Raw genomic sequence first — 24037 nt, 5'->3', positions numbered from 1 at the left:
CTCAGTTCACCTTCACCGTGATGGCCGTGGACGTGGTGACGTTGCCCGCCGCGTCATACGCCTTGGCCGTGAGGGTGTGGTTGCCCTTGGCCACGCCGGTCAGCAGGTTCCAGCTGTAGCTGTAGGGCGCCGAGCTGTCCGAGCCCAGCACCTTGGTGCCGTCATAGAAGACCACCTGGGTGACGCCCATGTTGTCCGACGCGCTCGCCTGGATCGTGGCGCTCAACCACAGCGAGGCCCCGTTGGCCGGCGAGGTGATGGCCACGGTGGGCGCGGCGTTGTCCACGGTGACCGTGCGGCTGGCGGACACGGTGACATGGCCCACCCGGTCATAGGCCTTCGTGGTGAGCGTGACGAGGCCATCGGCCACCGCCGTCGTGTCCCAGCTCACGGCATGAGGGGCCAGGGTGTTGGTGCCCAACAGCGTCGTGCCCGCGTAGAACTCGACCTTCTCCACCTCGAGGTTGTCACTGGCGGTGGCGCTGATCGGGACCGTTCCCCGGACGAAGGCGCCCTGGGTCGGAGCGGTGACGGCCGTGACCGGCGCGGTGTTGTCCACCGTCACCGCCACCCCCGTCGAGGTGCGCACGTTGCCCGTGGCGTCGAACGCCTTCACCGTGAGCGTGCGGGCCCCGTCCGCCGCCCCCGAGGTGTTCCAGTCCAGCGCGTAGGGCGCGCTGGTGTCGGACCCCAGCAGCGTCGCGCCGTCGTAGAACTCCACCCGTGTGACCCCCACGCCGTCGCTGGCGGTGGCCTCGAGCAGGAGGGTGCCCCGGAGCCAGGTGTCCCGCGCGGGGGACACGAGCGCCGCTTCCGGCGGGGTGTTGTCGATCATGACCGAGACGTCGACGAGGGAGGTGCGAACATTGCCCGCGCCGTCATGGGCCTTCACACTGAGTCTGTGGTCGCCATCCGCCACGCCCACGGTGTTCCAGCCCACCGCGTAGGGCGCGCTGGTGTCCGTGTCGAGCAGCGTCCCATCCACGAAGAACTCGACCTTCACCACCCCGATGTTGTCGCTGGCGGTGGCGCTGATCTGGACGAGGCCCTGGAGCCGGGAACCCGTCGCCGGAGCGCTGATGTCCGCCGTGGACGGCGCGGTCTTGTCCAGCGTCACCCAGATCGCCGGGGAGGTGCTCGCGAGGCCCGTGGTGTCGAAGGCCTTCGCGGTGAGCGTGTGGATCCCATCCGACGTGAACAGGGTGTTCCAGGTCATGGTGTAGGGCGCACTGGTGTCCGTGCCGCTCAAGACCCCGTCCACGTAGAACTCGACCTTCACCACCCCCTGCGCATCGCTGGCGGCGGCCTCGAGCAAGGCGCTACCGCCCCGGATGAAGGCCCCCTGCGCGGGGGACGTGAGCACCACGTCCGGAGGGGTGTTGTCCACCGTCACCCCGACCGCGGCGGAGTCCCCGATGTTGCCCTCCAGGTCATGGGCCCTGGCGGTGAGCACATGCGCGCCATCCGCCACGCCCACGGTGTTCCAGCCCACCGCGTAGGGCGCGCTGGTGTCCGTGCCGATCAGCGTCCCATCCACGAAGAACTCGACCCGCGCCAGGCCCTGGTCATCGAGGGCCGAGGCCGTCACGGAGGCCACGCCCGCCACCCGCGCGCCCGGAGCGGGTGCCGTGAGGGACACCGTGGGGTTGGACTTCACGCTGAAGGCCAGGTCGTCCTGCTCGTTATAGGAGGAGCTGTTGCTGCAGGCCGAGCTGGCGCTGCCCCCCACGCGGAGCTGGGCACGCACCGCCTGCGAGAAGCCCGCGGGCAGGTCGAACTCCGCCGAGAGCACCTGTGCCCCGCTCGTCGCCGGCACGATCGTGGTCAGAAGGGTCCACACGGGCGTGGAGGTGTTGCTCGTGATGAACAGGTCGAGCGCATCCGTGCCGGGTGACACCGAGCCGACATGGACCTCCGCCCGGACGCGCTGGCCGGACGCGAACGGCGTGCCCTCGAGGCTCGACAACCGGATGCGCTTGATCACCCGCCCGCCGGTCCACGGGGCCTCGGAGCAGGCCGAGTAAAGCGTGTTGGGCGAATGGGGCTCGGCGCCCGCGCGTTCCCTCACGAGGTTGGTGGTGTCACACACGCTCGTGAGCGTGGCGCACCGGGGCACGCGGAGCGTGGCGTCGTAGAGGGCGCTGACGGGCTGGAGGGTGCTCACCGTGACGGCGGCGCTCGTCGTCATGCGGTTGAGCGCGTCGTAGGCTCGGGCCGTCAGCGTGTGGTTGCCGTCCGCCTCCGAGGTCGTGTCCCAGTCCACGCCGAAGGGCACCGTCGTGTCCCGGGCCAGGAAGAGCCCGTCCACGTAGAATTCGACCCAGGTGACCCCGACGTCGTCCGTGGCGTCCGCCTGGAGCGACACCACGCCCGTAAGCGCGGCCCCGCCGCCCGGTGAGGTGAGGGCCACCACGGGGGCCGTCACATCGATCACCACGGTCCGCGAGGACGTGGCCACGTTGCCGTGCGCATCGGTGGCGCGCACGGTGAGCGTGTGGGTGCCGCCGACCGCCGTCTGGGTGTCCCAATAGAAGCTGTAGGTGGCACCGAGCGCGGAGCGCAGCAGCGTGCCGTCCAGGAGGAACTCGAGCTTGGACACCCCGGAGTCATCGGACGCGGTCCCCGAGACCTGCACGGTCCCCGAGAGCGTCGTCCCCCCGACGGGCGCGGTGAGCGTCACGGTGGGCGGCGTGATCTCGACCGCATAGGTCACCACCACCGGGGCCGAGACCGTCACGTTGCCGGCCGCGTCGTAGGCCCGGACGGTCAGGGAGTAGGCGCGATCCACCTGGTTCTCCCACCACGTATTCCACGTCAGGGTCCCCAACCCATTGCTGACGGTGCCGCGCAGGTTGGCCCCGGCGTAGAGCTCCAGCTTGCTGATGCCCCTGTTGTCCGAGGCGTCCACGAGGACGGGGACGGAGCCCGTGACCCGTGCACCCGCGAGCGGCTCCCGGATGGCCACCACGGGCACCTGGTAGTCGTTGTCCGTCGTCACCTGCACGGGCTGGGAGGTGCCCACGTGGCCCGCCAGATCCCGCGCCCGGGCCGTCAGCGTGTGGACGCCGTTGGGCAGGCCCCGGGTGGACCACACCACGCCATAGGGCTCCCGGACATCCGTGCCAATCAGCGTCTCGCCGTCGTAGAAGTCCACGGCCACCACGCCGAAGTCGTCGCTCGCCGAGGCCATCACCGTGACCTTGCCCTCCAGCGTCTCGCCGCTCTTGGGGGTGACGAGCACCACCTGGGGGGGCGTGGCGTCCGTGGCCCGCATGACCGGGAAGACCAGGTCGTCGCGTTCATTGAGCTTGTTCTGGGACTGACTCGTGCCACAGGGCCCCGTGCCACCCAGGTAGAAGGCGGCGCGCAGGGCCTGAAGACCTCCCACGGGCAGCACGTACTCCGCCGAGAGCGTCTGCGATCCCTGGTAGCGCGGCTTCAGCTCCGTGACGAACGTCCACACCGGCGAGGTCACATCCGCCGCGGAGTACAGCTCCAGCGTGTCCACGGACGCGGACGCGAAGGTGTAGGCCTGCACGTCCACCTCGACGCGAACCCGCTTGCCCTCGGTGAGGGGCGTCCCGTCCGTGCTGCTCACCCGGATGCGCGAGATGGACTCGCTCAGCCCGGTGTACGTGTCATCGAGGCACCCATCCAGGGTGTTGGGCGTGTTCAGCTCGGTGGTGGCCCGTCCGTCGACCAGGGTCCGGGTGTCGCAGCGCTCCGCCAGGGTGTCACACCGGGGGGCCTTCAAGAGCGGATCGTAGCGCGCGTTGCCCACGTTGCTCGCCTCGAGCGTGACGGGCGCGCTGTCCACCGGCGGGTTCGCCCCATCGTGGGCCCTGACCTTCACCGCGTGGGCGCCGTTGAACACGCTCGCCGAGTCCCAGTCGAGCGTGAACGGGGCCGTGGTGTCGCTGCCCACGATCACTCCGTCCACGAGGAACTCCACGCGCGAGATGCCCCGATCGTCGCTCGCGCTCGCCTCCAGGGTGACGGTGCCACTGACGACCGTTGCCGGAGCGGGTGCCGTGAGCGCGACCGAGGACGGTGGGACGAAATCATTGTCCACGATCACGTTCACCGAGTGCTCCGAGACCTGCCCGGCCAAGTCATAGGCCCGCGCGGTGAGGGTGTAGGGGCCGTTGGACAGCGAGCGCGTCGCCCAGGTCCACGTGTAGGCGCTCTGGGTGTGCGTCGCGAGCAGCGTCGAGCCCGCGTACAGCTCCACGCGCTGCACGGCGACGTCGTCGCTCGCCGTCACCTGGACGGGGACGCCGCCGTTGACCGTGGCGCCTCGCGCGGGCGAGGTGATGGCCACGCTCGGGGGCGTGGTGTCCCGTGGTGCTGGCGCCACCGAGAAGACGAGGTCGTCATGGTCGGTCCGCCAGCTGATCCGCGAACAGGGCGTGGGAGGGTTGCCACTGCTGAGGATCTCGGCCCGGAGCACCTGCACGCCCCCCACCGGAAGCAGGTATCTGGCCGTGAGGACCTGGAGGCCCAGGGCGTTCGGCAACAGCTGCGCGATGGGCGTCCAGACTGGCTGGCTCGCGTCGGCCGCGGCGAAGAGATCCACGTGCTCGAAGCCGAGATAGGGGTTCATCTCCGCGTAGACGGTGACCTGGACCGTGGCCAGCTGGCCCTCCTGGAGTGAGGTGCCCTGGCTCGGGAAGACGACGATCCGCTCCACGGAGGGGTCGGCGAGGTGCCTGCCACCGATTCCATCCGGACACAGGCCCCCGAGGGTATTGGGCTGGTTGAGCTCGGGGCCCGCGGTCCCCCTCCCCTCCAGGAGCCGCCCCGAGTCGCACCGGTCCCCCACGCTCGCGCAGACGGGCGTCCCCCAGGCGGGCTCGAATACCGCCTGTCCGGCGTTCTCGAGCAGCACCTCGATGGGAGCGCTCGCGCCCGGGTTGTAGTGGGCGTCATACGCCCGGGCGCTGAACACCAACGGGCCGTTGAGGGAGCCGACGCTGTTCCAGGCCAGCTCATAGGGCGCCGTGTCATCCCAGCCGAGCCGGCGGTCGCCGAGGAAGAACTCGACCCGGGCAATGCCCGAGGTGTCCGTCGCGGTGGCGGTGAGGGTCAGCGTACCGCTCACCACGGCCCCGGCGGAGGGCGAGGTGAGGACGACCTGGGGCGGCGTCTGGTCGTCCCCATTGCCCAGGGTGTACAGGAGCCGGCTGGACGCGGGTGGCCAGGCCCCGGTGAGCACGTCGGGGTTGGCCCGGGAGGTCAGCTCGGTGGAGACCTCACCGGGCGTGGCCAGCGGGTGGCCCTCCAGATAGAGCGCCGCCGCGCCCGCCACGTGCGCGGTCGCCGCCGAGGTGCCCGTCAGCAGGTGGGTGCTGGTGTCGCTCGTGCTCCAGGCCGAGGGGATGTCCACTCCCGGCGCGAAGAAGTCCACGCAGGCGTCGGAGTTGGAGAAGAGGGGCTTGGAGTCATCGATGTCCGAGGCGCCGATGGTCAGCGCGGCGGGCACGCGGGCCGGAGAGCGCTGGCAGACGGTGGACTGCTCGTTGCCCGCCGCGACCACGAAGGTGACGCCCGCGTTGATGGCACGGGTGACCGCGTCGTCCAGCGCGGGCGAGCTGGCGCCCGCGGCGCTGAGGTTGGCCACCGCGGGCTTCTCGTGGTGGGTGGCGATCCAGTCGACGGCCGCGATCACCGCGGACACGTCCCCTCTGCCCATGCAGTCCCACGCCCGCACGGAGTGCAGCGTCACCCCCTTGGCCACACCGTACGTCGCGCCGCCGATCGTCCCCGCGATGTGCGTGCCATGGCCGTTGCAGTCATCCGCACCGTTGCCGTCCTCGACGAAGGAGACGCCGGGCACGGCCCTGCCCCCGAACTCGGCGTGGCTGAAGCGGATGCCCGTGTCCAACACGTAGACATGCACGCCGCTGCCGGTGGCGTCATAGTGGTACGTCCCGTCCAGCGGCCGGTTCCGCTGATCAATGCGATCCAGTCCCCAGGGGGCATGGGCCTGGGTGCCCATGAGGGTCAGCTCGCTGTCCTCCTCCACGTAGCGCACGCGTGGATCCTGGCTCAGCCGCCGCGCGGCCTCCTCCGTCATCGTCGCGGCGAAGCCCTGGAGGGCGCGCGAGTACACGCGCTTGACGCTCGCCCCATGCTGCGTGGCGATCTGCCTGGCGAACTGCCCCGTCTGGGTCCTGCCCACGCTCTTGTCATCGAGCACGACGATGTACCGGCCCGCCACGGGCTTCTCCGCCTTGAGCAGGCGGCCCTCCGTGACGAGGGACTTCTCCGTCGCCCCCAGGGAGGCGGCTTCATCGGCTGGGCGGGGAACGACCGGGGATTCGCAGGCGGTGAGGACGAGTCCCGCCGCGAGCAGGGGCACCAGGATGCGCATGGAACTCTCCAGGAAGGCCTCAGTGCTTTTCCTGGTTATTGCAGAAATCCAGTAAAGTTGGATCTCGCTCCATGCGAAAAGCAGGAAGACGGGCCGGCGCTGGACAGCAGTTCCTCGTCCGAGAGCGGCCTGGTATGTGCGTCAGGTCGGCTCCCACGATTGCCCTTTCGAGGCCTGCTCGGACTTCACTCACGTTGCGGCCTGCAAGCTCGCTCGAGCTCCTTTCGAGGCCTTCTGTCCCTGGGCTTCGAGTCCGAGGGTCGCCCCTCGTCCCCGCCAGATAGCTACCGAGGGGTTCCCCCGCGTGCTCGTCCCTTGCCATCGGGGCATGCTGACATACTCCCCAGCGGGCCCGACTTGAGCCTGCCCCCTCGCTTGGCGAAAAGACGTGACGATGCGCTTGCGAACCTGGAGCGCGCTCCTGTTGCTGCTCACCACATGCGCTAGCGCGCCCGCCCCGCCGTCGATGCCACGGCCCCATGCCTTCGCGCCGACTCCCACCTCGGGCCCGCGCATCCGGCTCGTTTCGGCGCCGATGGAACCAACACCGGAACGGTCGTGGATTGGAAAGGCGGATCTGGACAAGGCCAGGGCACTGCTGTCTCGGGCGCGCAAAGACATCGAGCCGCGTCAGTGGGAACAGTTGGACCGCAAACTCACCGCAGCGGAACGGGCCTTCGAGCGCTTCTCCCGTGCCGCGAGGACGAGCGGGCAAGCCGCAGAGGTGGCGAGGGGAGTCGAGGGCTTCGCGCAGGCTGGACGCGCGAGCGAGGCTCCTTTGGCGCTCTCCAGGATGGGTCCGGTGCTCGTGGCCCTCGTCCTGCTCTGGCCCTCCAGCACCGTCGGGCCGGAGCAGGACAGCCGCCCGCCCTGGGTCGACGCTCAACGGGAGTTCGAGGCACGGCTGCGGGACGTCTCGGAGTCCTCACGGCAGCTCATGGTGGAACTTGAGGCCCAGCCTCGTGCGACGAAAGCACCGGCACGGGAGCCCTCGCCGCAGAAGCAGCTCGCGTCCGCCCTCGTGGAGGAAGACGACCCGAGATGCAATCCCATCCCCTTGCCGCGCCACCGTGGCGGCCATGACCCGCACAACGAATGTGCCGACATGCTGCCGGGCAACACCTTCCCTGGTGGGGATGTGTACGTGAATGGGAAGAATTTCGACGCGCTGCAACTGGCCACGCGTACGCTCTGGGAGGTCAAGACGGATGACTTTGAAAAACAACCATCCCGCTCTCAAATGTTCTTTGTCAGGATGAAACTGCCGGAAATACAACGCGAGAAAAGGCTCGCAGAAGCATGTGGCTATAATTTTGTCGTTGGCGTCAAAAGCACCGCACATAAAATTGCTCTTGAGAGCCTGGATCGCAACCTCAACATCGTCATTATGGACTGGTGCTGACATGGTGTTTGGTCGAAATGGGATTACTATCAGCGTGTACGCGCCTGCGCTCGTGGGCGACGATGAACGCCCGCTTGCCATCGTTCATGGAATGGAGCGTGCGCTTCCTGGATTGCGCTTGGAGTGGACGACCTCGGAGAAGGAAGACCTCATCCCGCTACATCACCGCGATGAGTGGGTTGCGTCCAACAGGACAGACGGAGGGTTTCCGTTCCTTTGCAACGATGACGATGACCACCTGGTGGCGATTTCCGGGTGGGAAAATCCGAACGGTCTTGCCGCAGATGGCATGCCGCATTTTGAAGTTCATGCGCACCTGCCACTCGACCCAGCCAGTATCGCTGCGGTAGCGGATGTGCTAGCGGCCATTGGGGAAGGCGCACGCGCGTATTGGGGGCACGCCACGCCATCCAACGCGACCGTGGAAATTTCGCGGCAGACGGTCGATCCGGTGCGTAAGCCAGGAGTTCCGCCACGGGGGCTGCCCACGCTCAGGTTCCCAGACTACATCTGCTCGCCTGAGATTCCGCATTGCCTCGGGTGGCTGAACTACTGGTCGGCCGCCGCTGCTCAGGCCATCGGGTTTCCGGACACGGCGCGCGACGCGGACTTGCTCTCACGGGCGCGGCGCACCGCGACGGGCGGGTGGGTCGTGCAGCTCACGGACGCGCCGCTCGATCTCGATAACCCCGCCCACCTGGACGCGCTCAAACGGGCCTACGAGCGCTTCCCGGAGATCGGCGGGCGAGCCACCCCTTGAGACTCGGCGCGGCTCGCAGTGGCCATGCTCAAGGTTCCGTCTTCGGGCTCACTGGGAAGGTGACGTTCCCGAGGGTGCCGGTACGCGGCCCGCCTGTCAGGCGACAGGAATTTTTGACCCCCTTGACAGAGTGCAAGCGTCCTCGACCCAACCCGATGCTTGCGACGACCCATGGAAGGCCTCCTTCGCGCCAGTGACTGGCGGACGGATGCTCATACCCGGGGGCACCTGCGGCAGGTTGTTCTGCTTTGTCACTTCTTACCTGACTGTACCGAATCAGAAGGACGCTTCTGACACCGAGTCTTTGCATTCCTCCGACATTGAACTATTTCAGGCTTATCGGAGATGCTAGGTAGAACTCGTTCCTTTGAAGCTGGAGGTTTGCTGTGAAGTTGTTCCGAGTATGCCTGACGTCGCTGATGGTCCTGCTGACCGCCTGCGGTGATTCGACGGATCCAGAAGGGCCCCCTGATTCCGGTCAGCCACGACCGGACGCGGGCACGCAGCAGCCGGATGCTGGCACCGAAGTGCCGGATTCAGGCTCGGAGCCTCCGGACTCCGGGACGGAGACGCCCGACTCGGGCACCGAGACTCCGGACTCTGGCACTGGGACCCCGGACTCGGGCACGGAGACTCCGGACGCTGGCACCGAGGTTCCGGATGCGGGCACCGGGACGCCTGATTCGGGGACCGAGACGCCGGACGCGGGCACGGAGACGCCCGATGCGGGCTCCGACGCCGGGACGAGCGTCCTCGACAACTGGAGCTTCGAGGAATGGCCCGGCGCGCTTCCCTCCCAGTGGCTGGGCAGCAAGTCGAACCTCACCAGCGACGCGGTGCAGAAGGTGACGACGAATCCCTACCAGGGCCTCAACGCGGCCCGGCTGATCAATGACACGGGCACGCACAAGCGCTTCACCACCGTCGCGAAGTCCATGCCCGCCGGCCGCTACTCCTGCACCTACCAGGTGCGGGGCTCCGGTGAGATCCGCAACGCCTTCTTCGACACCGATTACTCCTCGTACTCGAGCTACACCACGGTCGAGACCCAGGACTGGACCCGGGTGTCGTACGCCTTCAACCTCGCCAACCCCGTCTACGACACCTTCGAGTTCGTCTTCAGCCTCCGGAACACCCGGAGCGACCACCTGATCATCGACGACGTGCGCTGCGCCCGCGCCCCGGAGCCGTGTGACATGGTCAGCTGCCAGTCATGGGAGCGCTGCGTGAACGCCACCGCGACCTGTGAGCCGCTCTCCGGCCGCTGCAACAACGCCACCCAGTGCAGCGAGTGGCAGACCTGCGATGCGTCCCACACGTGCGTGACCGCGGCGGACCGCTGCGTCCGCCATGCGGATTGCGCCGGCACTCCGCAGACGCCCGTCTGTGATACCGCCTCGCACCTCTGCGTGGAAGGCGACCCCTGCGCGGGCGTCGTCTGCAACAACCCGGCGACGAGCTGCAACCCCACGACGGGCGTGTGCGAGCTGTCCCCTGGGGCCTGCTTCACCACCTACGACTGCCGCGGCGACCTGCCCGCCTGCGACCCGGCGACCCGTCGCTGTGTCTCCGCCGAGCACCCCGCGAACATCATCCGCAACGGCGGCTTCGAGAACTGGAGCAACACGCCCATTCCGTACTACGGCACCCCGTACATTCCCGACTACTGGTACGGGCTGGACAACGGCGTCGCGGATCCGGGCTCGGAGATCAAGCCCTCGCGCCTCGTGCCCTACACGCAGGCGGTGCACGGAGGCTCGCGTGCGCTCCAGTTCGTCGTCCCCATCCAGGTCGCCGAACGCTTCACGCTCCAGAAGTTCAACGTGCCGACCGGCAACTACTCCTGCTCGTACCGGGTGAGGGGCCACGGCACCATCCGCCACCGCATCTACTCGAGCGCCGGCTGGAGCCCTCAGACGGACTTCATCACGGTGGACAGCGATGCCTGGGAGCCGGTGTTCTTCCGCTTCACCGGCAACGTGCGTGACTGGCGCCTGTTCTTCTACCCCGGCCGCAGCGTGGCGGACCGCGACCACCTCCAGGTGGACGACGTGGTCTGCACGAAGGACTAGCAGGCCCGCGTGAGAGGCATGCGCCTCCCCGGAACCTCCTACTCGGACTTCGCCGCCTCGTGGAAGCCGGGTAAGAGGCGTCATGCTCTCTGCTCCCCCGTGCGGTTCTGCCTCCGCGCGGCGCTGGCACCTTCCACTCCTCTTCGCGCTGTGGGGCCTCTTCGCCTCATGGTGCGTCGCGGGGTCTCCGCCCTGCGTGGATCTGGCCGCGCATGGCGCCCAGTTGGAGACCCTGAGGCTCGCGCTCCGGGGAGATCCCGCCGTGCGCGCGGTGTATGGCGTGCACTTCCCGTGGGGCTATGGCCTCATCTACTGGCTGCTGTTGCCCCTGGCGATCGTCACCAACGGCGCGGTGGCCGTGCGGGTGGGCCTGTGGCTCGCGCTGATGCTCTACCCCGTGTCCCACCTCGCCCTGGTGCGCGCCTGGCGGCGCTCGGACGCGGTGCTCCTCGTGGGCCTGCCCCTCGCCTTCAACCTGTCGTACTGGTACGGCCTGCTCTCCGGGCTGTTCGCCCAGTCCCTCGCCTTCCTCACCCTCGCCGCCTTCGTCCGGGCGCTCGAGGCTCCGAGCCCCAGGAGGTTCATCTGGGTGAACCTCCTCGCGGCGGCCACCTTCCTGTCCCACCTGGTGGCGTTCGCGGCGATCAGCGTGGCCATGGCGGCGGTGGCGTTGAGTGGGCGACCGTGGCGCGCGCGCATCCAGGGGCTCGCCGTGAGCATGGGACTGCCCGTGCTGCTCTCCTTGCCCAAGGCCTGGAGCATGGCCACCCGGGCCGTCACCCCCGGCGACTGGCCGGTGACCGAGTACAACGCCGCCTCGCACATCAACTGGTTCTTCAAGACGTACCAGCCCGAGGGCTGGCTCGCGGCCGTGGGGCCGCTGCTGGTGACGCTCGCCTTCGGGGTGTACTGGCTGCGCCGCCGGCGCGAGGAGCCCGCCGCCCCGGCCATGGCCTTCCTCGCGCTCGTGGCGCTCTACCTCGTCACCCCCAAGACGCTCTCGGGCATCTTCCTCGTGAGTGTGCGGCTGCCGGTGCTCGCGGGCATGTGCTCGCTCTTGATGGTGGACTGGCGCGTGCTGCCCCGGGCCCTGCGCGCGGGCCTCGTCCTGCTGAGCCTGTTCTCCCTGGGCGAGACGGCCGTCTTCCACGAGCGCTTCGCCCGGGCGGTGGAGGGCCTCGACGAGGTGATGGCCGGTGGGCCACCGGGGCGCAACGGCTACTTGTCCCTGGTGGGCGCCACCGTGCTGGGCAGCCGCCACATCTACCTGGCGCACCTGGGGCAGTGGCTCACCGCCACCCGGGGCGGCGTGGGCCATGACTTCTTCACGGATGCCAGGCACCACCCGGTGCACGCCCTGCCCGGTCAGGCGCCGGTGAGCGACGTGCGCGCCGCCACCCTGGAGCAGCGCCAGTGGTTCGACACCGTGCTCGTCTTCGGCGAGGGCACGCCGCCCGAGCCCTTCGACACCTGGCGCGAGACGGCGCACGCCGGACGCTGGCGCCGGCTCGAGCGGCCCTGATCCCCGCGCGGCGCCCGCCGCGGCAGTGGGACTCCCCCCTGGATTCGAAGTATCGCAATCACGATGTCGTCATGGCGCTGAAGCTCATTGTTGGCGAGGCCAATGCCGCCCTTGGCCATTGCCTTAAAAGATTGGAGTTGCCTTCGGTCGCATGGAGACCAACAAGTTCCGCCGACAGCTTTTCGAACGAGCACAGACGCCACATCGAAGAACTGACAGCCTGACGGAGTACGCGCTCAGGGCTCCTCGCCGCCAGACGGTATTTGACTTCCAGGTCGGCGTGCGAAGCGCCACTCACAAGGCCATGCTGGAAATCGAGGAACCGCAACTTCAGGGCGTTATCGTCCTCATGGATTGGTGCTGAAATGTCCGCCACACAAAAAGACCAGATGACCATGATCGTCTACGCGCCTGCGCTTGCGGTCAATGATGGCCGTCCATTGGCTGTTGTTCATGGAATGGAACGCGCAGTTCCTGGTTTGTGCATCGGGCTTATGATTTCTGACGAGGGACAACTTGTTCCGTTACAGGATCGTGATGCACTCGTTGCCCGTGAGAGTAAGCGCGGGGAGTTTCCGACTCTGCGCAGCATCGATGACAACTTCCGAGTGAGAGTAATGGGATGGGGGAAACCGGCGGGGATGTCTCCTGGCGGTCGGGCACAGTTTGAATTCCATGTGTCAGTGCCTCTGTCCGCGGACGGCATCGCGGCTGCGGCGGCTTTGCTAGAGGCTGTGGCGGAGGAAGCACGCGCGTTCTGGGGGCACGCGACGCCGTTCAGCGCGGGGGTGGACATTGCACGCCAGACGAAGAATCGGCCAGACGACCTGGAGCCGCCTCCCCGTGGCCTGCCGGTGATCAGGTCCCCCAGTGCCATGCGCTCGCCAGAGATTCCGCATCGCCTCGGGTGGCTGAACTACTGGTCGCCCGCTGCCGCACGGGCCATCGGCTTTCCGGACCCGGCCCGCGACGCGGAGCTGCTGTCACGCTCACGGCGCACCGCGACGGGCGGGTGGGTTGTCAGGCTCACCGATGCGCCACCCCGCTCACCTGGACGCGCTCAAACGGGCCTACGAGCGCTTCCCGGAGATTGGCGGGCGCTCCACCCCTTGAGCACCTGTGCGCCAGCTCCATGCCGCTCCGGTCCGAAGCGCCGAAGGGGCACGCCGAGGGCACACGCGGGCAAAGAAAAAGCCCAGCAACCCCGGAGGATTGCTGGGCTTCTTTGGCGAGGAGTACGGGACTTGAACCCGTGGCCTCCGGCGTGACAGGCCGGCGTTCTAACCAACTGAACTAACTCCCCACAACGACTGCCTTCCCGATGGGGAAGATGAAGACCCTGGAGTCCACCGTGAAGCCAGACTCCAGGGTCTTCGATGGTCGGGGCGACAGGATTTGAACCTGCGACCACTTGCACCCCAAGCAAGTGCGCTACCAGGCTGCGCTACGCCCCGTTGTGCTGTCTCCCGCGCGGTGCCTTTCGGCGTCGGCGAGATGGGCTGCCTTATGCCCCTACCCCATCTTCAGGTCAAGAAAGAGATCGGGCAGCCCTCGAAAAAATCACCCGGCTTTCGCCTTCATTCCGCCCGCGACACCTTCACGGGCTCGAGCCCCTCGAACTCCTCGTCCATGTCCTCGGGATCCAACCCGGCGGCCTCGGCGGCGTCGGCGGCGGCCTCCTCGGCGGCGTCCAGCTCGGAGTGGTTCTCCGGAATCTGCTCGCCGTTGAGCGCCGCCTTGAGCACCGCGCTCGGCCGGAAGGTCAGCACCCGGCGCGCCGAGATCTCGATCTCCTTGCCCGTCTGCGGGTTGCGGCCCACGCGCGCCTTCTTCTGGCGCACCTGGAAGTTGCCGAAGCCCGAGATCTTGATCTTGTCCCCCCGCTCGAGCGTTTCCTTGAAGGTGTCGAAGACGAGTTCCACGATCTCCGCCGACTCCTTCTTGGAGAAGCCGACCTTCTCGTAGACGCCCTCGATGATGTCCGCCTTGGTCATGCGCGTGCCTTCGCGTCCCTCTTCCGGGGTGAACCCGGCGGACTGTGACAGTCTTCCCCAACGACTGTCAACCCACCGGTTTCACTCAGGTTTTTCGCGTTCTCAGGCGCGCAGGGCGCCGCCCAGGCGCTGGTTGACCTCGGCGATGATGCGCTGGTGGGCGGTGCCCACCTCCGCGTCGGTGAGGGTGCGCTCGGGCGAGCGGTAGCGGATGGCGTACGCCAGGTTCTTGCGTCCCTCGGGGATGGGCTTGCCCGTGTAGACGTCGAAGACGAGCGCGTCCTCCACCAGCGGCCCGCCGACCTCGAGGATGACCCGACGGACCTCGTCGTTGGGCAGCTCCAGGGGCACCACCACGGCCAGGTCCCGCAGCACCGCCGGGAAGCGAGGCAGGCCCCCCCAGGCGGGCACGAGCCGGGCGGCGGCATAGAGCGGCCCCGTGTCCAGCTCGAAGGCGAAGACGTCCCGAGGCAGCTCCAGGGCCTTGGTCACACGCGGGTGCAGCTCGCCCACATGGCCGAGCACCGTGCCGTCGGCCAGCTCCACCCGGGCACAGGCGCGCGGATGGTACGCCGGGGCCTCCGCGGGGACGAAGCGGACTCCGTCCACATGGAGCGCGTGCAGCACCCCCTCCACGGCGCCCTTGGCGTCGTAGAAGTCCGCCCTCGCGTCCTTCTGGGTCCAGGTGCGGCCACCACGCAGGCCCCAGCACAGGCCCGCCAGACGAGGCACCTCTCGCGCGGCCGGCTGCTGACCCTGGCCGCCGGCGGGGTCGCGCAGGTAGGCCCGTCCCATCTCGTACACGAACACGGTGTCCACCTGGTGCCGCACGCTGCGTGAGAGGTTCTCCAGCAGGCCGGGCAACAGGCTCGTGCGCATCACCGACTGCTCGACGCTCAGCGGGTTGAGCAGCGCCACCGGCTGCTCCTTGCCCCCGAGGGCCTCCAGCACGCGCGGCATCACGAAGGAGTAGTTCACCACCTCGCTCAACCCCGCTCCGGCGAGTGCCTGACGGGCGCGGCGCTCGGCCTCGGTGGCGGGCGGCTCGGGGGCCAGCTCGGCGAGGCCGCGCGGCAGCTTCGCGGGGATGTTGTCGTAGCCGTGGACGCGGGCGAGTTCCTCGAAGAGGTCCTCCTCCCGCTCCACGTCCACGCGGGCGCGGGGCACCTCGAAGGTCGTCTGCCCGCTCCCCTCCTCCACGGCCTTGAAGCCCAGGGTGCCGAGAATGCGCCGGCAGTCCGCCTCGGCGATGGCCACGCCGAGCACCTTCTCCACCCGGCCATAGCGCATGGACACCCGGCGCAGCGGCTGGGGCTGGGGGTACACGTCCACGCGGCCCGGCGCCACCGTGCCACCGGCCAGCTCGGCGATGAGCGCCGCGGCCCGATCCACCGCGGGCACGACGGCATCCAGGTCCGCCCCGCGCTCGAAGCGGTGCGAGGCCTCGGTGTGCAGGCCATGGCGCTTGGAGGAGCGGCGGATGCTCGAGGGCTGGAAGTGGGCGGACTCCAGCACCACGCGGGTGGTGCTCGCGCTCACCTCGCTGTCCTCGCCGCCCATCACTCCGGCCAGGGCCTGGGCCCGGTCGCGGTCACAGACGAGCAGATCCTCGGCATCCAGCGCGCGCTGCTTGCCATCCAGCGTGGTCATCTTCTCGCCGGGCCGAGCGGTGCGGACGATGATCTCCTGGCCCGCCACCTTGGCCAGGTCGAAGGCGTGCAGGGGCTGGCCGTACTCCAGGAGGACGAAGTTCGTCACGTCCACCACGTTGCTGATGGGGCGCACGCCGCACGCCTTGAGCCGGTCCTGGAGCCACTGGGGCGAGGGGCCGATCTTCACGTTCTCGATGACGCGGGCCGCGTAGCGCGGGCAGCGCACGGGGTCCTCGATGCGCACCTTGATCTTGCTGGAGGCGGGCTCGCCGGACTCCGCGAGCCGGGGCTCGGGAAGCTTCAGGGGCGAGCCCGTGGCCACGGCCACCTCGCGCGCCACGCCCAGGTGGGACAGGGCATCGGGCCGGTTGGGGGTGACGTTCACCTCCAGCACCACGTCATCCACCCCGAGCGCCTCGGCGATGGGCGTGCCGGGCACGAGCTCCGGCGGGAGGATGAGCAGGCCGGAGGACTCCTCGGACAGGCCCAGCTCCTTGGCCGAGCAGAGCATGCCGAAGCTGTCCACGCCGCGCAGCGGAGCCTGCTTGATCTCCACGCCATTGGGCAGCTTCGTGCCGAGGGTGGCCAGGGGCACCTTGTCCCCGACCTTGAAGTTCTTGGCGCCGCACACCACCTGGAGCTTCTCCGGGCCGCCCAGGTCCACCTTGGTGACGGACAGCTTGTCCGCGTTGGGGTGCTGGACGGACTCCTGGATCTGCGCCACCACGACGCCGCGCAGGGCCTCGCCGGGGCGATCCAGGCCCTCGATCTCCAGACCCACCGCCGTCAACTTGCGCGCCAGCTCCTCCACGGCCGCGGGCAGCGCCACATAGTCCTTGAGCCACTTGACCGAGATCTTCATCAGAACTGCTCCAGGAAGCGCGCGTCGTTCTCGAACATCATCCGCAGGTCATCGATGCGATAGCGCAGCATGGCGATGCGCTCCACGCCCATGCCGAACGCGTAGCCCGTCACCTCGGTGGCGTCGTAGCCGCTGTACTTGAAGACGTTGGGGTGCACCATGCCGCTGCCGAGCACCTCCAGCCAGCCGGTCTGCTTGCACACGCGGCAACCCTTGCCGCCGCACGAGGTGCAGGAGATGTCCACCTCGGCCGAGGGCTCGGTGAAGGGAAAGAAGGAAGGCCGGAAGCGCGTGCGCGTGTCCGAGCCGAAGAAGGCCTTCACGAAGGCGTCCAGGGTGCCCTTGAGCTCGGCGAAGCTCACGTCCTTGTCCACGAGCAGCCCCTCCACCTGGTGGAACATGGGCGTGTGGGTGATGTCCGAGTCGCGCCGGTAGACGCGGCCCGGCATGACGGCGCGGATGGGCGGCTTGCGGTTGAGCATGAAGCGCACCTGCACCGGCGAGGTGTGCGTGCGCAGGAGCACCGGGCTGTCCGCCTTCTTCGCGTGGCCGAGCGAGGCCTCGTCCACGTAGAAGGTGTCCTGCATGTCGCGCGCGGGGTGATCCTTCGGGAGGTTGAGCGCCTCGAAGTTGAAGTAGTCCAGCTCGATCTCCGGCCCATGGGCCACCTCGAAGCCGAGCCGCTGGAAGGTGCGGACGATGTCCTCCATCGTCCGGGACACCGGGTGGCGACTGCCGGGGGTGACGCTGCGCCCGGGCAGCGTCACGTCCAGCCTGGGGCCGCGCAGCTCGCTCTCGAGCGCCGCCTCCTCCACGCGCTGGATGGCCTCGCCGAGCAGCTTCTCGATCTCGGCCTTGACCTGATTGGCCACCTCGCCCAGGGCGCGGCGCTCGTCGGGGGGCAACTTGCCCATGCCGCCGAGCACACCGGACAACTCGCCCTTCTTGCCGAGGTAGCGGATCCGGAGCGCCTCCACCGCGGTGGGTTCCGAGGCGACGGAGATCTCGCGCCGTGCCGCATCCGCGAGCGACTGCAAGCGGTCTCGCATCGGACTTCGCCTTCCTCCCCGGGCTCATGCCGGGGCAAAAAAAAAAGGCCGCCCACAGGGGCAGCCCGGTTCACTTCCAGGAGCGGAGGACGGCCCGGGAACACCCCGGACCGCCGCCACTGCCGCTTCTTCTCAGGCCGCCTTCGCGATGTTGGCGACGGCGGCAAAACCGGCGGGATCCGCCACGGCCAGATCGGCGAGGACCTTGCGATCCAGGGCGATCTTGTTCTTGGCCAGACCGGAGATCAGCCGCGAGTACGACAGGCCCGTGAGGCGAGCGGCCGCGTTGATGCGGACGATCCACAGCGAGCGGAAGTTGCGCTTGCGCTGCGCGCGATCACGGCTGGCGTAATCCAGCGCGCGCTCCACGGCCTGGTTGGCCCGCTTGTAGCAATTCTTGCGGCGGCCCCGGTAGCCCTTGGCCAGCTTCAGAATGCGATTACGACGACGACGGGCCTTGAATCCTTTTTTGACGCGCATGACTCACTCCTACCTTCGAGGTGTTTGAAAACCCCCGGTGCTCTCGCACACCGTCAGGGCCCTCTTGCTGCCACTGCGACTGCGACTGCGCTTGCCGACTAGTTGGCCCCGTACGGGAACAGCTCCAGACGCACCTTCTTGGCGTCCATGTCCCGGAGGTGACCCGTGCCCCGGTGCTCGCGCTTGAGCTTCTGGCTCTTGGCGTGGGTGAACAGGTGCTTGCCATAGGCCTTGGCGAACTTCACCTGGCCGGACTTCTTCACGTGGAAGCGCTTCTTCGCGCTGCTCCGGGTCTTCAACTTGGGCATGATGCCGTTTCCTTCCTTCTCGCTCGACGTCCGTCTGGAGGTGGCGGGCCTCGAGAGACCCTCCACCGGGTTCATCTATTTCGCGCCGCCGGACTGAGCCGCCGGAGCCGTGGGGGCCGCCTGGGCCACCGGTGCATCCACCGCCGGGGTGCCTTCTCCCGGAGCATCGCTGGGCTTCTTGCCACCCGCCGGGCCGCCCGCCGCGGGCTTGCCCGCCGCCTCGGCCTTCTCCGCCGCCGCCGCCTGCTGCCGGGCCAACTCGCGCGCCCGCTGCGCCACCTTCGGGTTGGGGGCGATGATCATGAACATCTGCCGCCCTTCCATGCGCGGCATCTGCTCCACCACCGCCACGTCCTTCAGGTCCTTGATGACGTCGTCGAGGATGGCCGAGCCCAGTTCCTTGTGCGTGATCTCACGGCCACGGAACATGATCGTGACCTTGGCCTTGTTCCCCTCCTCGAGGAAGCGGCGCACGTTGCGAACCTTGAACTCGTAGTCATGCTCCTCCGTCTTCGGGCGGAGCTTGACTTCCTTCAGATGGACGACGACCTGCTTCTTCTTCGCTTCCGAGGCCCGCTTCTTCTCCTCGTACTTGAACTTGCCGTAGTCCATGATCTTGCAGACCGGCGGCTTGGCCATGGGGTTGACCTCGACGAGGTCCATCCCCTCGGACTGAGCACGCTCCAGGGCGGCTTCGATCGACAGGACACCGAGCTGCTCTCCCGCGGGTCCTACAACGCGGACCTCGCGAGCGCGAATACGGCGGTTCGTTCTTTGGTCGCGAGCGATGTGACAGTCCTCCAGCTAGTGGGAGTAGGTACCCCCCTCGGAAGGGGGGCAAGATACTTGCCAGCCTCCGGGAGTCAAGGGCCCTCAGAAGGTCCCGGACTCCAGGGAGGACAGGTAGGACATCAGGGCCAGGCCGCTTCCTTCTCCAGCAGGGCCTCGAAGAGCTCCAGCTTCATGCTCTTGAGGTCCTCTCCGCCGTAGCGGCGGGGGGAGACCGCGCCCGCCTCCACCTCGTTGTCGCCGATCACCAGGGTGAAGGGGATCTTCTGCACCTGACCCTCGCGGATCTTGGCGTTGAGGGTGATTCCCCGCTCGTCCAGTTCCACCCGGTAGCCCTTGGAGCGCAGCCGGTCGCGCACCTGGCGGGCGTAGTCGAGCTGCCGGTCCGCCACGGTGACGAGCGTGACCTGCACGGGCGCCAGCCACGCCGGGAACGCCCCCGCGAAGTGCTCGATGAGGATGGCGATGAAGCGCTCGAAGGAGCCGTAGATGGCGCGGTGCAGCACGACCGGGCGGTGCTCGGCGTTGTCCTCGCCCACGTAGGTGAGATCGAAGCGCTCGGGCGCCAGGTAGTCGAGCTGGATGGTGCCCAGCTGCCACTTGCGGCCGATGCTGTCGGACACGTCGAAGTCGATCTTCGGGCCGTAGAAGGCGCCATCGCCCGGCTTGAGCTCGTACTGCAGACCCAGGCTCTCCAGCGCGCTCTTCAGGCCGCCCTCGGCCCGATCCCACAGCGAGTCATCGCCGAGCCGCTTCTCCGGCCGCGTGGACAACTTCACCGAGTAGCTCAGCCCCACGGCCTTGTAGACGTGATCCAGGATGCGGACGAAGTGCTTCACCTCGTCGGGGATCTGATCCTCGCGGCAGTAGATGTGGGCGTCGTCCTGGGCGAACTGGCGCACGCGCGTGAGGCCGCCCAGCGAGCCGGCCGCCTCGTTGCGGTGCAGTACGTCCTGGGTGTGCAGGCGCAGGGGCAGGTCGCGGTAGCTGTGCTTCTTGAAGCCGTAGTACAGGTGGTGGCTGGGGCAGTTCATCGGCTTGAGCGAGAAGTCGTGCTCGCCGCTCTCGTTGTCCAGCACGAGGAACATGTTCTCCTTGTACTTGCCCCAGTGGCCGCTCGTCTCCCACAGGCCCTTGTTGTAGAGCAGCGGGGTCTTGATCTCCACGTAGCCGTTGTCGGTCGTCAGCCGGCGCATGAAGGCCGACAGGGTGTTGTAGAGGGTGGTGCCCTTGGGGGTCCAGAAGGCGCCGCCGGGCGAGAACTGGTGGAAGTGGAAGAGATCCAGTTCCTTGCCCAGCTTGCGGTGGTCGCGCTTGCGCGCCTCCTCCAGCCGGTTGAGGTGCTCCTGGAGCGCCTTCTTGTCGAAGAAGGCCGTGCCGTAGATGCGCTGGAGCATCGGGTTGCGATGATCGCCGCGCCAGTAGGCACCGCTCGTGGACATGAGCTTGATGACGCCGATCTTCCCGGTGCTCGGCGCGTGGGGCCCGAGACAGAAGTCCACCCAGTCGCCGTGGGTGTAGAGCGTGAGCGTCTTGGCGCCCTTGGCCGCGATGTCCTTGACGATCTCGACCTTGAACTTCTCGCCCTTGCCCTCGAAGAGCTGGATGGCCTCCTCCATGGAGACCTCGCTGCGCACGAAGGGCTGGTTCTGGGCGATCTCCTTGTTGGCCTCCGCCTCGATCTTCTCCAGGTCCTCGGGCGTGAAGGGCCGGTCGCGGAAGAAGTCGTAGTAGAAGCCGTCCTCCGTGGACGGGCCGATCGTCACCTGGGTGCCGGGATAGAGCCGCTGCACCACCGCCGCCACCACGTGCGCGGCGTCGTGCCGGATGAGCTCCAACCCCTCGGGGCTCTTGGAGGTGAAGATCTGCAGCTTCACGTCCGACTCGAGCCGGCGCGACAAGTCCATGTCCTCGCCGTTCACCCGCGCGAAGAGCGCGGCCTTGGCCAGGCCCGCCCCAATGCCCTCACGCACGAAGTCAGCGATGCTCGTGCCCCGCGCCGCCTGCTTCTGGCTGCCGTCGGGGAGCGTCACCGTGATTTGATCCGCCATGGGAGACCTCGGAAAAGAACACGGGCGGCAAGGCTGATCAGCCTGCCGCCCGCGCGTTGAAAACCGTGATGCTTGTGGGTCGTAGTGGGATCGAACCACTGACCCCTACCGTGTCAAGGTAGTGCTCTACCGCTGAGCTAACGACCCGTTCGCCGCGGGACTCGTCGTCACGAGGCGGGCGGGGAATTACAGGGGGCGCCCTCGGCTGTCAAGGAAACAGCGACACGCGTGCGCGCTCTTCCCGCGCGGACGCCAACAACACCCGGGCCCGGGCCGTCACCGCGTCGAACATGGCGGGGGTGAGCCGCCCCGTCTGGGTGTTCTGCTGGCTGACGTGGTAGCTGCCCAGCAGCACCGGAGCCCCCGGCACGGCCAGCTCGGCCCCGTGGCCGAAGGCGGGCCGGGGCGAGGGAAGCTCCACCCCCGTGCGCTGCATCCAGGCGAGCGTCGCGTTCCAGGCGATGCTCCCCAGCGCCAGGACCACCCGGACGGGCAGCAGGGCCAGCTCCCGGTCGAAGAAGGGCGTGCAGCGCACCAGCTCCTCCGGCAGGGGCTTGTTGTCGGGAGGCGCGCACCGGCAGGGCGCGGAGATGAAGGCCCCGGTCAGCTCCAGCCCGTCGTCGCGGTGGTCGCTCCGGGGCTGATTGGCGAACCCCGCCCGGTGCAGCCCGGCGAACAGGAACTCTCCCGACCGGTCCCCCGTGAAGTACCGGCCCGTCCGGTTGGCACCATGCGCCGCGGGCGCCAGTCCCACGATGACCATGCCCGCCCGGGGATCTCCAAACCCCGGCACCGCCCGGCCCCAGTACGTCCAGTCCCGGTAGGCCCGGCGCTTCTCCCGGGCGATCTTCTCCCGCCACTCCACCAGCCGGGGACAGGCCCGGCAGGCGATGATTTCCTCATGAAGGAGCCCGAGGCCCGCCACGTCCCGCTCCATTGCTTCGCGCTTCGCCACGCCCCTTGCCTAGCTCCCCTCCCCCCCAGGCGCCAACCCCCCCGGCTCCGTTGCCCGCTACCGGGCCCGGGATTCAGGGGGTGGGCTTCTCGCCCGTATAGACGGACGTCTTCTGGTAGCGCTCCACCACCACGCTCAGCACCACCTTGAGGATGGCCGTCGTGGGCACCGCGAGCAGGATGCCGGTGAAGCCGAACAGCTCGCCAAACGCCAGGATGGCGATGATGACGGCCATCGAGGACAGGCCCACCTTGTCGCCCACGACGCGCGGCGTGATGATGAAGCCCTCGGCCATCTGCCCCACCACGAACGTGCCCACCACGACGGCGAGCTGCCACGCGCCCTGCCAGGACAGCATCACCCCCAGCAGCGCCAGCACCACGCCCACGCCCGTGCCCAGGTAGGGCACCATGTTGCCAAAGCCCGCGATCACCCCGATGACGATCGCCATGTCGATGCGCGCGAACCCCAGCCCCACGCTGTAGAGCACCGACAGGATCGCCCCCACCGTCACCTGTCCGCGCACGAAGGCCGACAGCACGTCATCCACCTCGGAGAAGCGCTGGCTCACCAGCCGCTCCGCCCGGCGGGGCACCAACCCGCGCACCAGCTCCACCAGCCGGGGGTAGTCCTGCAGGAAGAAGAAGGCCAGCACCGGCACCACCAACAGCCCCAGCAGCGTGGTCACGAAGCGCGCCGTGTTGCCCGCGAAACTCGCCACCAGCCGCGCCGCGGTGGGTCCCGCGCTCTGCAACAGCTCCGACGCCCGTCCGCCCAGCTCCGTCATGCGCTGCTGGAGCAGATCCGGCAGGGGATGGCCCAACAACGACTCCACCTGGGGCACCACCTGCGAGCTCGCCCGCACGAAGAACTCCGGCAGCTTCGCGGCCTCGTCCCGGAAGACGGGCACCAGGTAGAGCACCCCTCCGGCAGTCGCCAGCGTGCACGCGGCGAACACCGCGCTCGTCCCCCACGTCCGATCAATCCCCCGGCGCTCCAGGCCCGTGACGACGGGGTTGAGCACATAGGCCGTGCCCAGCGCCAGCAGCACCGGGACCGCCACTCCGCCGAAGACCGAGAGCAGCGCGAACACCAGCCCCAGCACGCCCACCATCACCGCCGACCAGACGAAGTCCACCCGCCGGGCCTCGGCTTCCGACAGCAGGGCCTCGGGCTCGCTCCGGACCACCTTCAGCGCCGGTTCCGCCGGAGTCTCTACCGCCCTCGGGGCCACGGGCGCCTTCACCGCCTGCGCCTTGCCTCTCTTGTTGCGTCCGATGACCGCACCCCTTCTCTTCTTGCCCACCCTTCCAGGCGAGCCGTGACCCCGAAGCTACACCGGAAGCGCGCCCGGGCGGCTCACGGGGACTGCCCACCCCCCGGCGCCCTCTCCCGCAGCTGGATGGTCAACGCCGCCCGGGCCCGGCCGGGCTCGTAGTACGTGGTGTAGGGCCAGTAGCCGTCCTTCTTCACGTCGACGCGGTGCAGGCCCTCGCCCACGTGCAACCCCCCCTGGGCGTCCCCGAAGTCCGAGCAGAAGCCCTGGGCGACCCCATCCAGGTACACGTCCGCGTCCCCGGGCTCGCACCGCAACACCAGGTTGCCTCCACGCGCCCGTCCGGTCCGCAGCATCTCGCGCGCCCGATCCACCGTCGGGGACTGCACCGCCCCGGGACCCGACGCACACCCGAGCCCCAGCCCGCACACCCACACGGCCCCTCTCCACCCGCGCCTCCACCACCCACCCGCTGCCCGCATCCGCGCTCCC

At 68.5% G+C, this 24037-nt stretch carries 14 protein-coding genes, 3 tRNA genes and 3 pseudogenes; 6 read left to right on the top strand and 14 right to left on the bottom strand.

What is annotated here, in order from left to right; translation table 11 throughout:
* Position 1 precedes the first annotated feature (1 nt).
* On the bottom strand, positions 2-6373 hold the full coding sequence (locus CYFUS_RS23735; RefSeq protein WP_095987298.1) for an Ig-like domain-containing protein: 6372 nt from the start codon (positions 6371-6373) through the stop codon (positions 2-4).
* A gap of 394 nt (positions 6374-6767) precedes the next feature.
* On the opposite strand from CYFUS_RS23735, the gene CYFUS_RS23730 reads away from it, so the two are divergent.
* From CYFUS_RS23730 to CYFUS_RS52865, 6 genes and pseudogenes are all read left to right on the top strand, one after another.
* Positions 6768-7775, top strand: a complete 1008-nt coding sequence (locus tag CYFUS_RS23730; protein ID WP_095987297.1) for a DUF6310 domain-containing protein — start codon at positions 6768-6770, stop codon at positions 7773-7775.
* Position 7776: 1 nt separating this feature from the next.
* Complete coding sequence (locus CYFUS_RS23725; protein ID WP_198316724.1) at positions 7777-8535, top strand: DUF5953 family protein; 759 nt, start codon at positions 7777-7779, stop codon at positions 8533-8535.
* A gap of 386 nt (positions 8536-8921) precedes the next feature.
* Positions 8922-10607 carry an invertase recombinase-like protein gene (locus tag CYFUS_RS23720; RefSeq protein ID WP_095987296.1) on the top strand — a complete coding sequence of 562 codons (1686 nt, stop codon included), beginning with the start codon at positions 8922-8924 and terminating at the stop codon, positions 10605-10607.
* A gap of 82 nt (positions 10608-10689) precedes the next feature.
* Positions 10690-12129, top strand: coding sequence for a hypothetical protein (locus CYFUS_RS23715; protein WP_095987295.1), 1440 nt, complete (start codon positions 10690-10692; stop codon positions 12127-12129).
* A 151-nt stretch (positions 12130-12280) separates the two neighbouring features.
* Positions 12281-12493 (top strand): DUF6310 domain-containing protein, encoded by a 213-nt coding sequence (locus CYFUS_RS51775; RefSeq protein ID WP_095987294.1) that lies wholly within the window; start codon positions 12281-12283, stop codon positions 12491-12493.
* Position 12494: 1 nt separating this feature from the next.
* Positions 12495-13242 (top strand): annotated as a pseudogene (locus CYFUS_RS52865) (DUF5953 family protein).
* Between the two features lie 113 nt (positions 13243-13355).
* On the opposite strand, the gene CYFUS_RS23700 reads toward CYFUS_RS52865, so the two are convergent.
* From CYFUS_RS23700 to CYFUS_RS23640, 13 genes and pseudogenes are all read right to left on the bottom strand, one after another.
* Positions 13356-13432, bottom strand: a tRNA-Asp gene (locus CYFUS_RS23700).
* 74 nt (positions 13433-13506) lie between these two features.
* Positions 13507-13583: transfer RNA gene (locus CYFUS_RS23695), tRNA-Pro, on the bottom strand.
* A 267-nt stretch (positions 13584-13850) separates the two neighbouring features.
* Positions 13851-14123 (bottom strand): annotated as a pseudogene (locus tag CYFUS_RS23690) (integration host factor subunit alpha); the annotation flags it as partial.
* 102 nt (positions 14124-14225) lie between these two features.
* On the bottom strand, positions 14226-16637 hold the full coding sequence (gene pheT, locus CYFUS_RS23685) for a phenylalanine--tRNA ligase subunit beta (RefSeq protein ID WP_095987293.1): 2412 nt from the start codon (positions 16635-16637) through the stop codon (positions 14226-14228).
* A complete protein-coding gene (gene pheS / locus CYFUS_RS23680) occupies positions 16637-17686 on the bottom strand; it encodes a phenylalanine--tRNA ligase subunit alpha (protein WP_095987292.1) in 1050 nt (349 codons plus the stop codon). Before pheS ends, pheT begins: the two co-directional genes overlap by 1 nt.
* Before the next feature lie 132 nt (positions 17687-17818).
* Positions 17819-18166: a 50S ribosomal protein L20 gene (gene rplT, locus CYFUS_RS23675; RefSeq protein WP_002620694.1), complete on the bottom strand. Its 348-nt coding sequence runs from the start codon at positions 18164-18166 to the stop codon at positions 17819-17821.
* A gap of 98 nt (positions 18167-18264) precedes the next feature.
* Positions 18265-18474, bottom strand: a complete 210-nt coding sequence (gene rpmI / locus CYFUS_RS23670; RefSeq protein ID WP_002620693.1) for a 50S ribosomal protein L35 — start codon at positions 18472-18474, stop codon at positions 18265-18267.
* Positions 18475-18750: 276 nt separating this feature from the next.
* Positions 18751-19263: pseudogene (gene infC, locus CYFUS_RS54005) on the bottom strand (translation initiation factor IF-3); the annotation flags it as partial.
* A 122-nt stretch (positions 19264-19385) separates the two neighbouring features.
* The gene (gene thrS / locus CYFUS_RS23660) at positions 19386-21314 is read right to left on the bottom strand and encodes a threonine--tRNA ligase (protein WP_095987291.1); all 1929 of its coding nucleotides are present in this window, start codon (positions 21312-21314) and stop codon (positions 19386-19388) included.
* 75 nt (positions 21315-21389) lie between these two features.
* Positions 21390-21461, bottom strand: a tRNA-Val gene (locus tag CYFUS_RS23655).
* Between the two features lie 61 nt (positions 21462-21522).
* On the bottom strand, positions 21523-22251 hold the full coding sequence (locus tag CYFUS_RS23650; protein ID WP_095987290.1) for a uracil-DNA glycosylase: 729 nt from the start codon (positions 22249-22251) through the stop codon (positions 21523-21525).
* 91 nt (positions 22252-22342) lie between these two features.
* Complete coding sequence (locus CYFUS_RS23645; RefSeq protein WP_095992185.1) at positions 22343-23515, bottom strand: AI-2E family transporter; 1173 nt, start codon at positions 23513-23515, stop codon at positions 22343-22345.
* 113 nt (positions 23516-23628) lie between these two features.
* Complete coding sequence (locus CYFUS_RS23640) at positions 23629-23982, bottom strand: PEGA domain-containing protein (protein ID WP_095987289.1); 354 nt, start codon at positions 23980-23982, stop codon at positions 23629-23631.
* Positions 23983-24037 lie beyond the last annotated feature (55 nt).

The sequence above is a fragment of the Cystobacter fuscus genome (genome assembly GCF_002305875.1).
Lineage (GTDB): Bacteria > Myxococcota > Myxococcia > Myxococcales > Myxococcaceae > Cystobacter > Cystobacter fuscus_A.
The sequence above is the reverse complement of the archived record's forward strand: the minus strand, read 5'-3'. Positions and strand labels throughout refer to the sequence as shown.

What these genes read in the sequence shown, in the direction of transcription:
- CYFUS_RS23735 (WP_095987298.1), bottom strand. Translation starts at nt 6,373, where the DNA reads ATGCGCATCCTGGTGCCCCTGCTCGCGGCGGGACTCGTCCTCACCGCC.
- CYFUS_RS23730 (WP_095987297.1), top strand. Translation starts at nt 6,768, where the DNA reads ATGCGCTTGCGAACCTGGAGCGCGCTCCTGTTGCTGCTCACCACATGC.
- CYFUS_RS23725 (WP_198316724.1), top strand. Translation starts at nt 7,777, where the DNA reads ATGGTGTTTGGTCGAAATGGGATTACTATCAGCGTGTACGCGCCTGCG.
- CYFUS_RS23715 (WP_095987295.1), top strand. Translation starts at nt 10,690, where the DNA reads ATGCTCTCTGCTCCCCCGTGCGGTTCTGCCTCCGCGCGGCGCTGGCAC.
- CYFUS_RS51775 (WP_095987294.1), top strand. Translation starts at nt 12,281, where the DNA reads ATGGAGACCAACAAGTTCCGCCGACAGCTTTTCGAACGAGCACAGACG.
- pheT (WP_095987293.1), bottom strand. Translation starts at nt 16,637, where the DNA reads ATGAAGATCTCGGTCAAGTGGCTCAAGGACTATGTGGCGCTGCCCGCG.
- pheS (WP_095987292.1), bottom strand. Translation starts at nt 17,686, where the DNA reads ATGCGAGACCGCTTGCAGTCGCTCGCGGATGCGGCACGGCGCGAGATC.
- rplT (WP_002620694.1), bottom strand. Translation starts at nt 18,166, where the DNA reads ATGCGCGTCAAAAAAGGATTCAAGGCCCGTCGTCGTCGTAATCGCATT.
- rpmI (WP_002620693.1), bottom strand. Translation starts at nt 18,474, where the DNA reads ATGCCCAAGTTGAAGACCCGGAGCAGCGCGAAGAAGCGCTTCCACGTG.
- thrS (WP_095987291.1), bottom strand. Translation starts at nt 21,314, where the DNA reads ATGGCGGATCAAATCACGGTGACGCTCCCCGACGGCAGCCAGAAGCAG.
- CYFUS_RS23650 (WP_095987290.1), bottom strand. Translation starts at nt 22,251, where the DNA reads ATGGAGCGGGACGTGGCGGGCCTCGGGCTCCTTCATGAGGAAATCATC.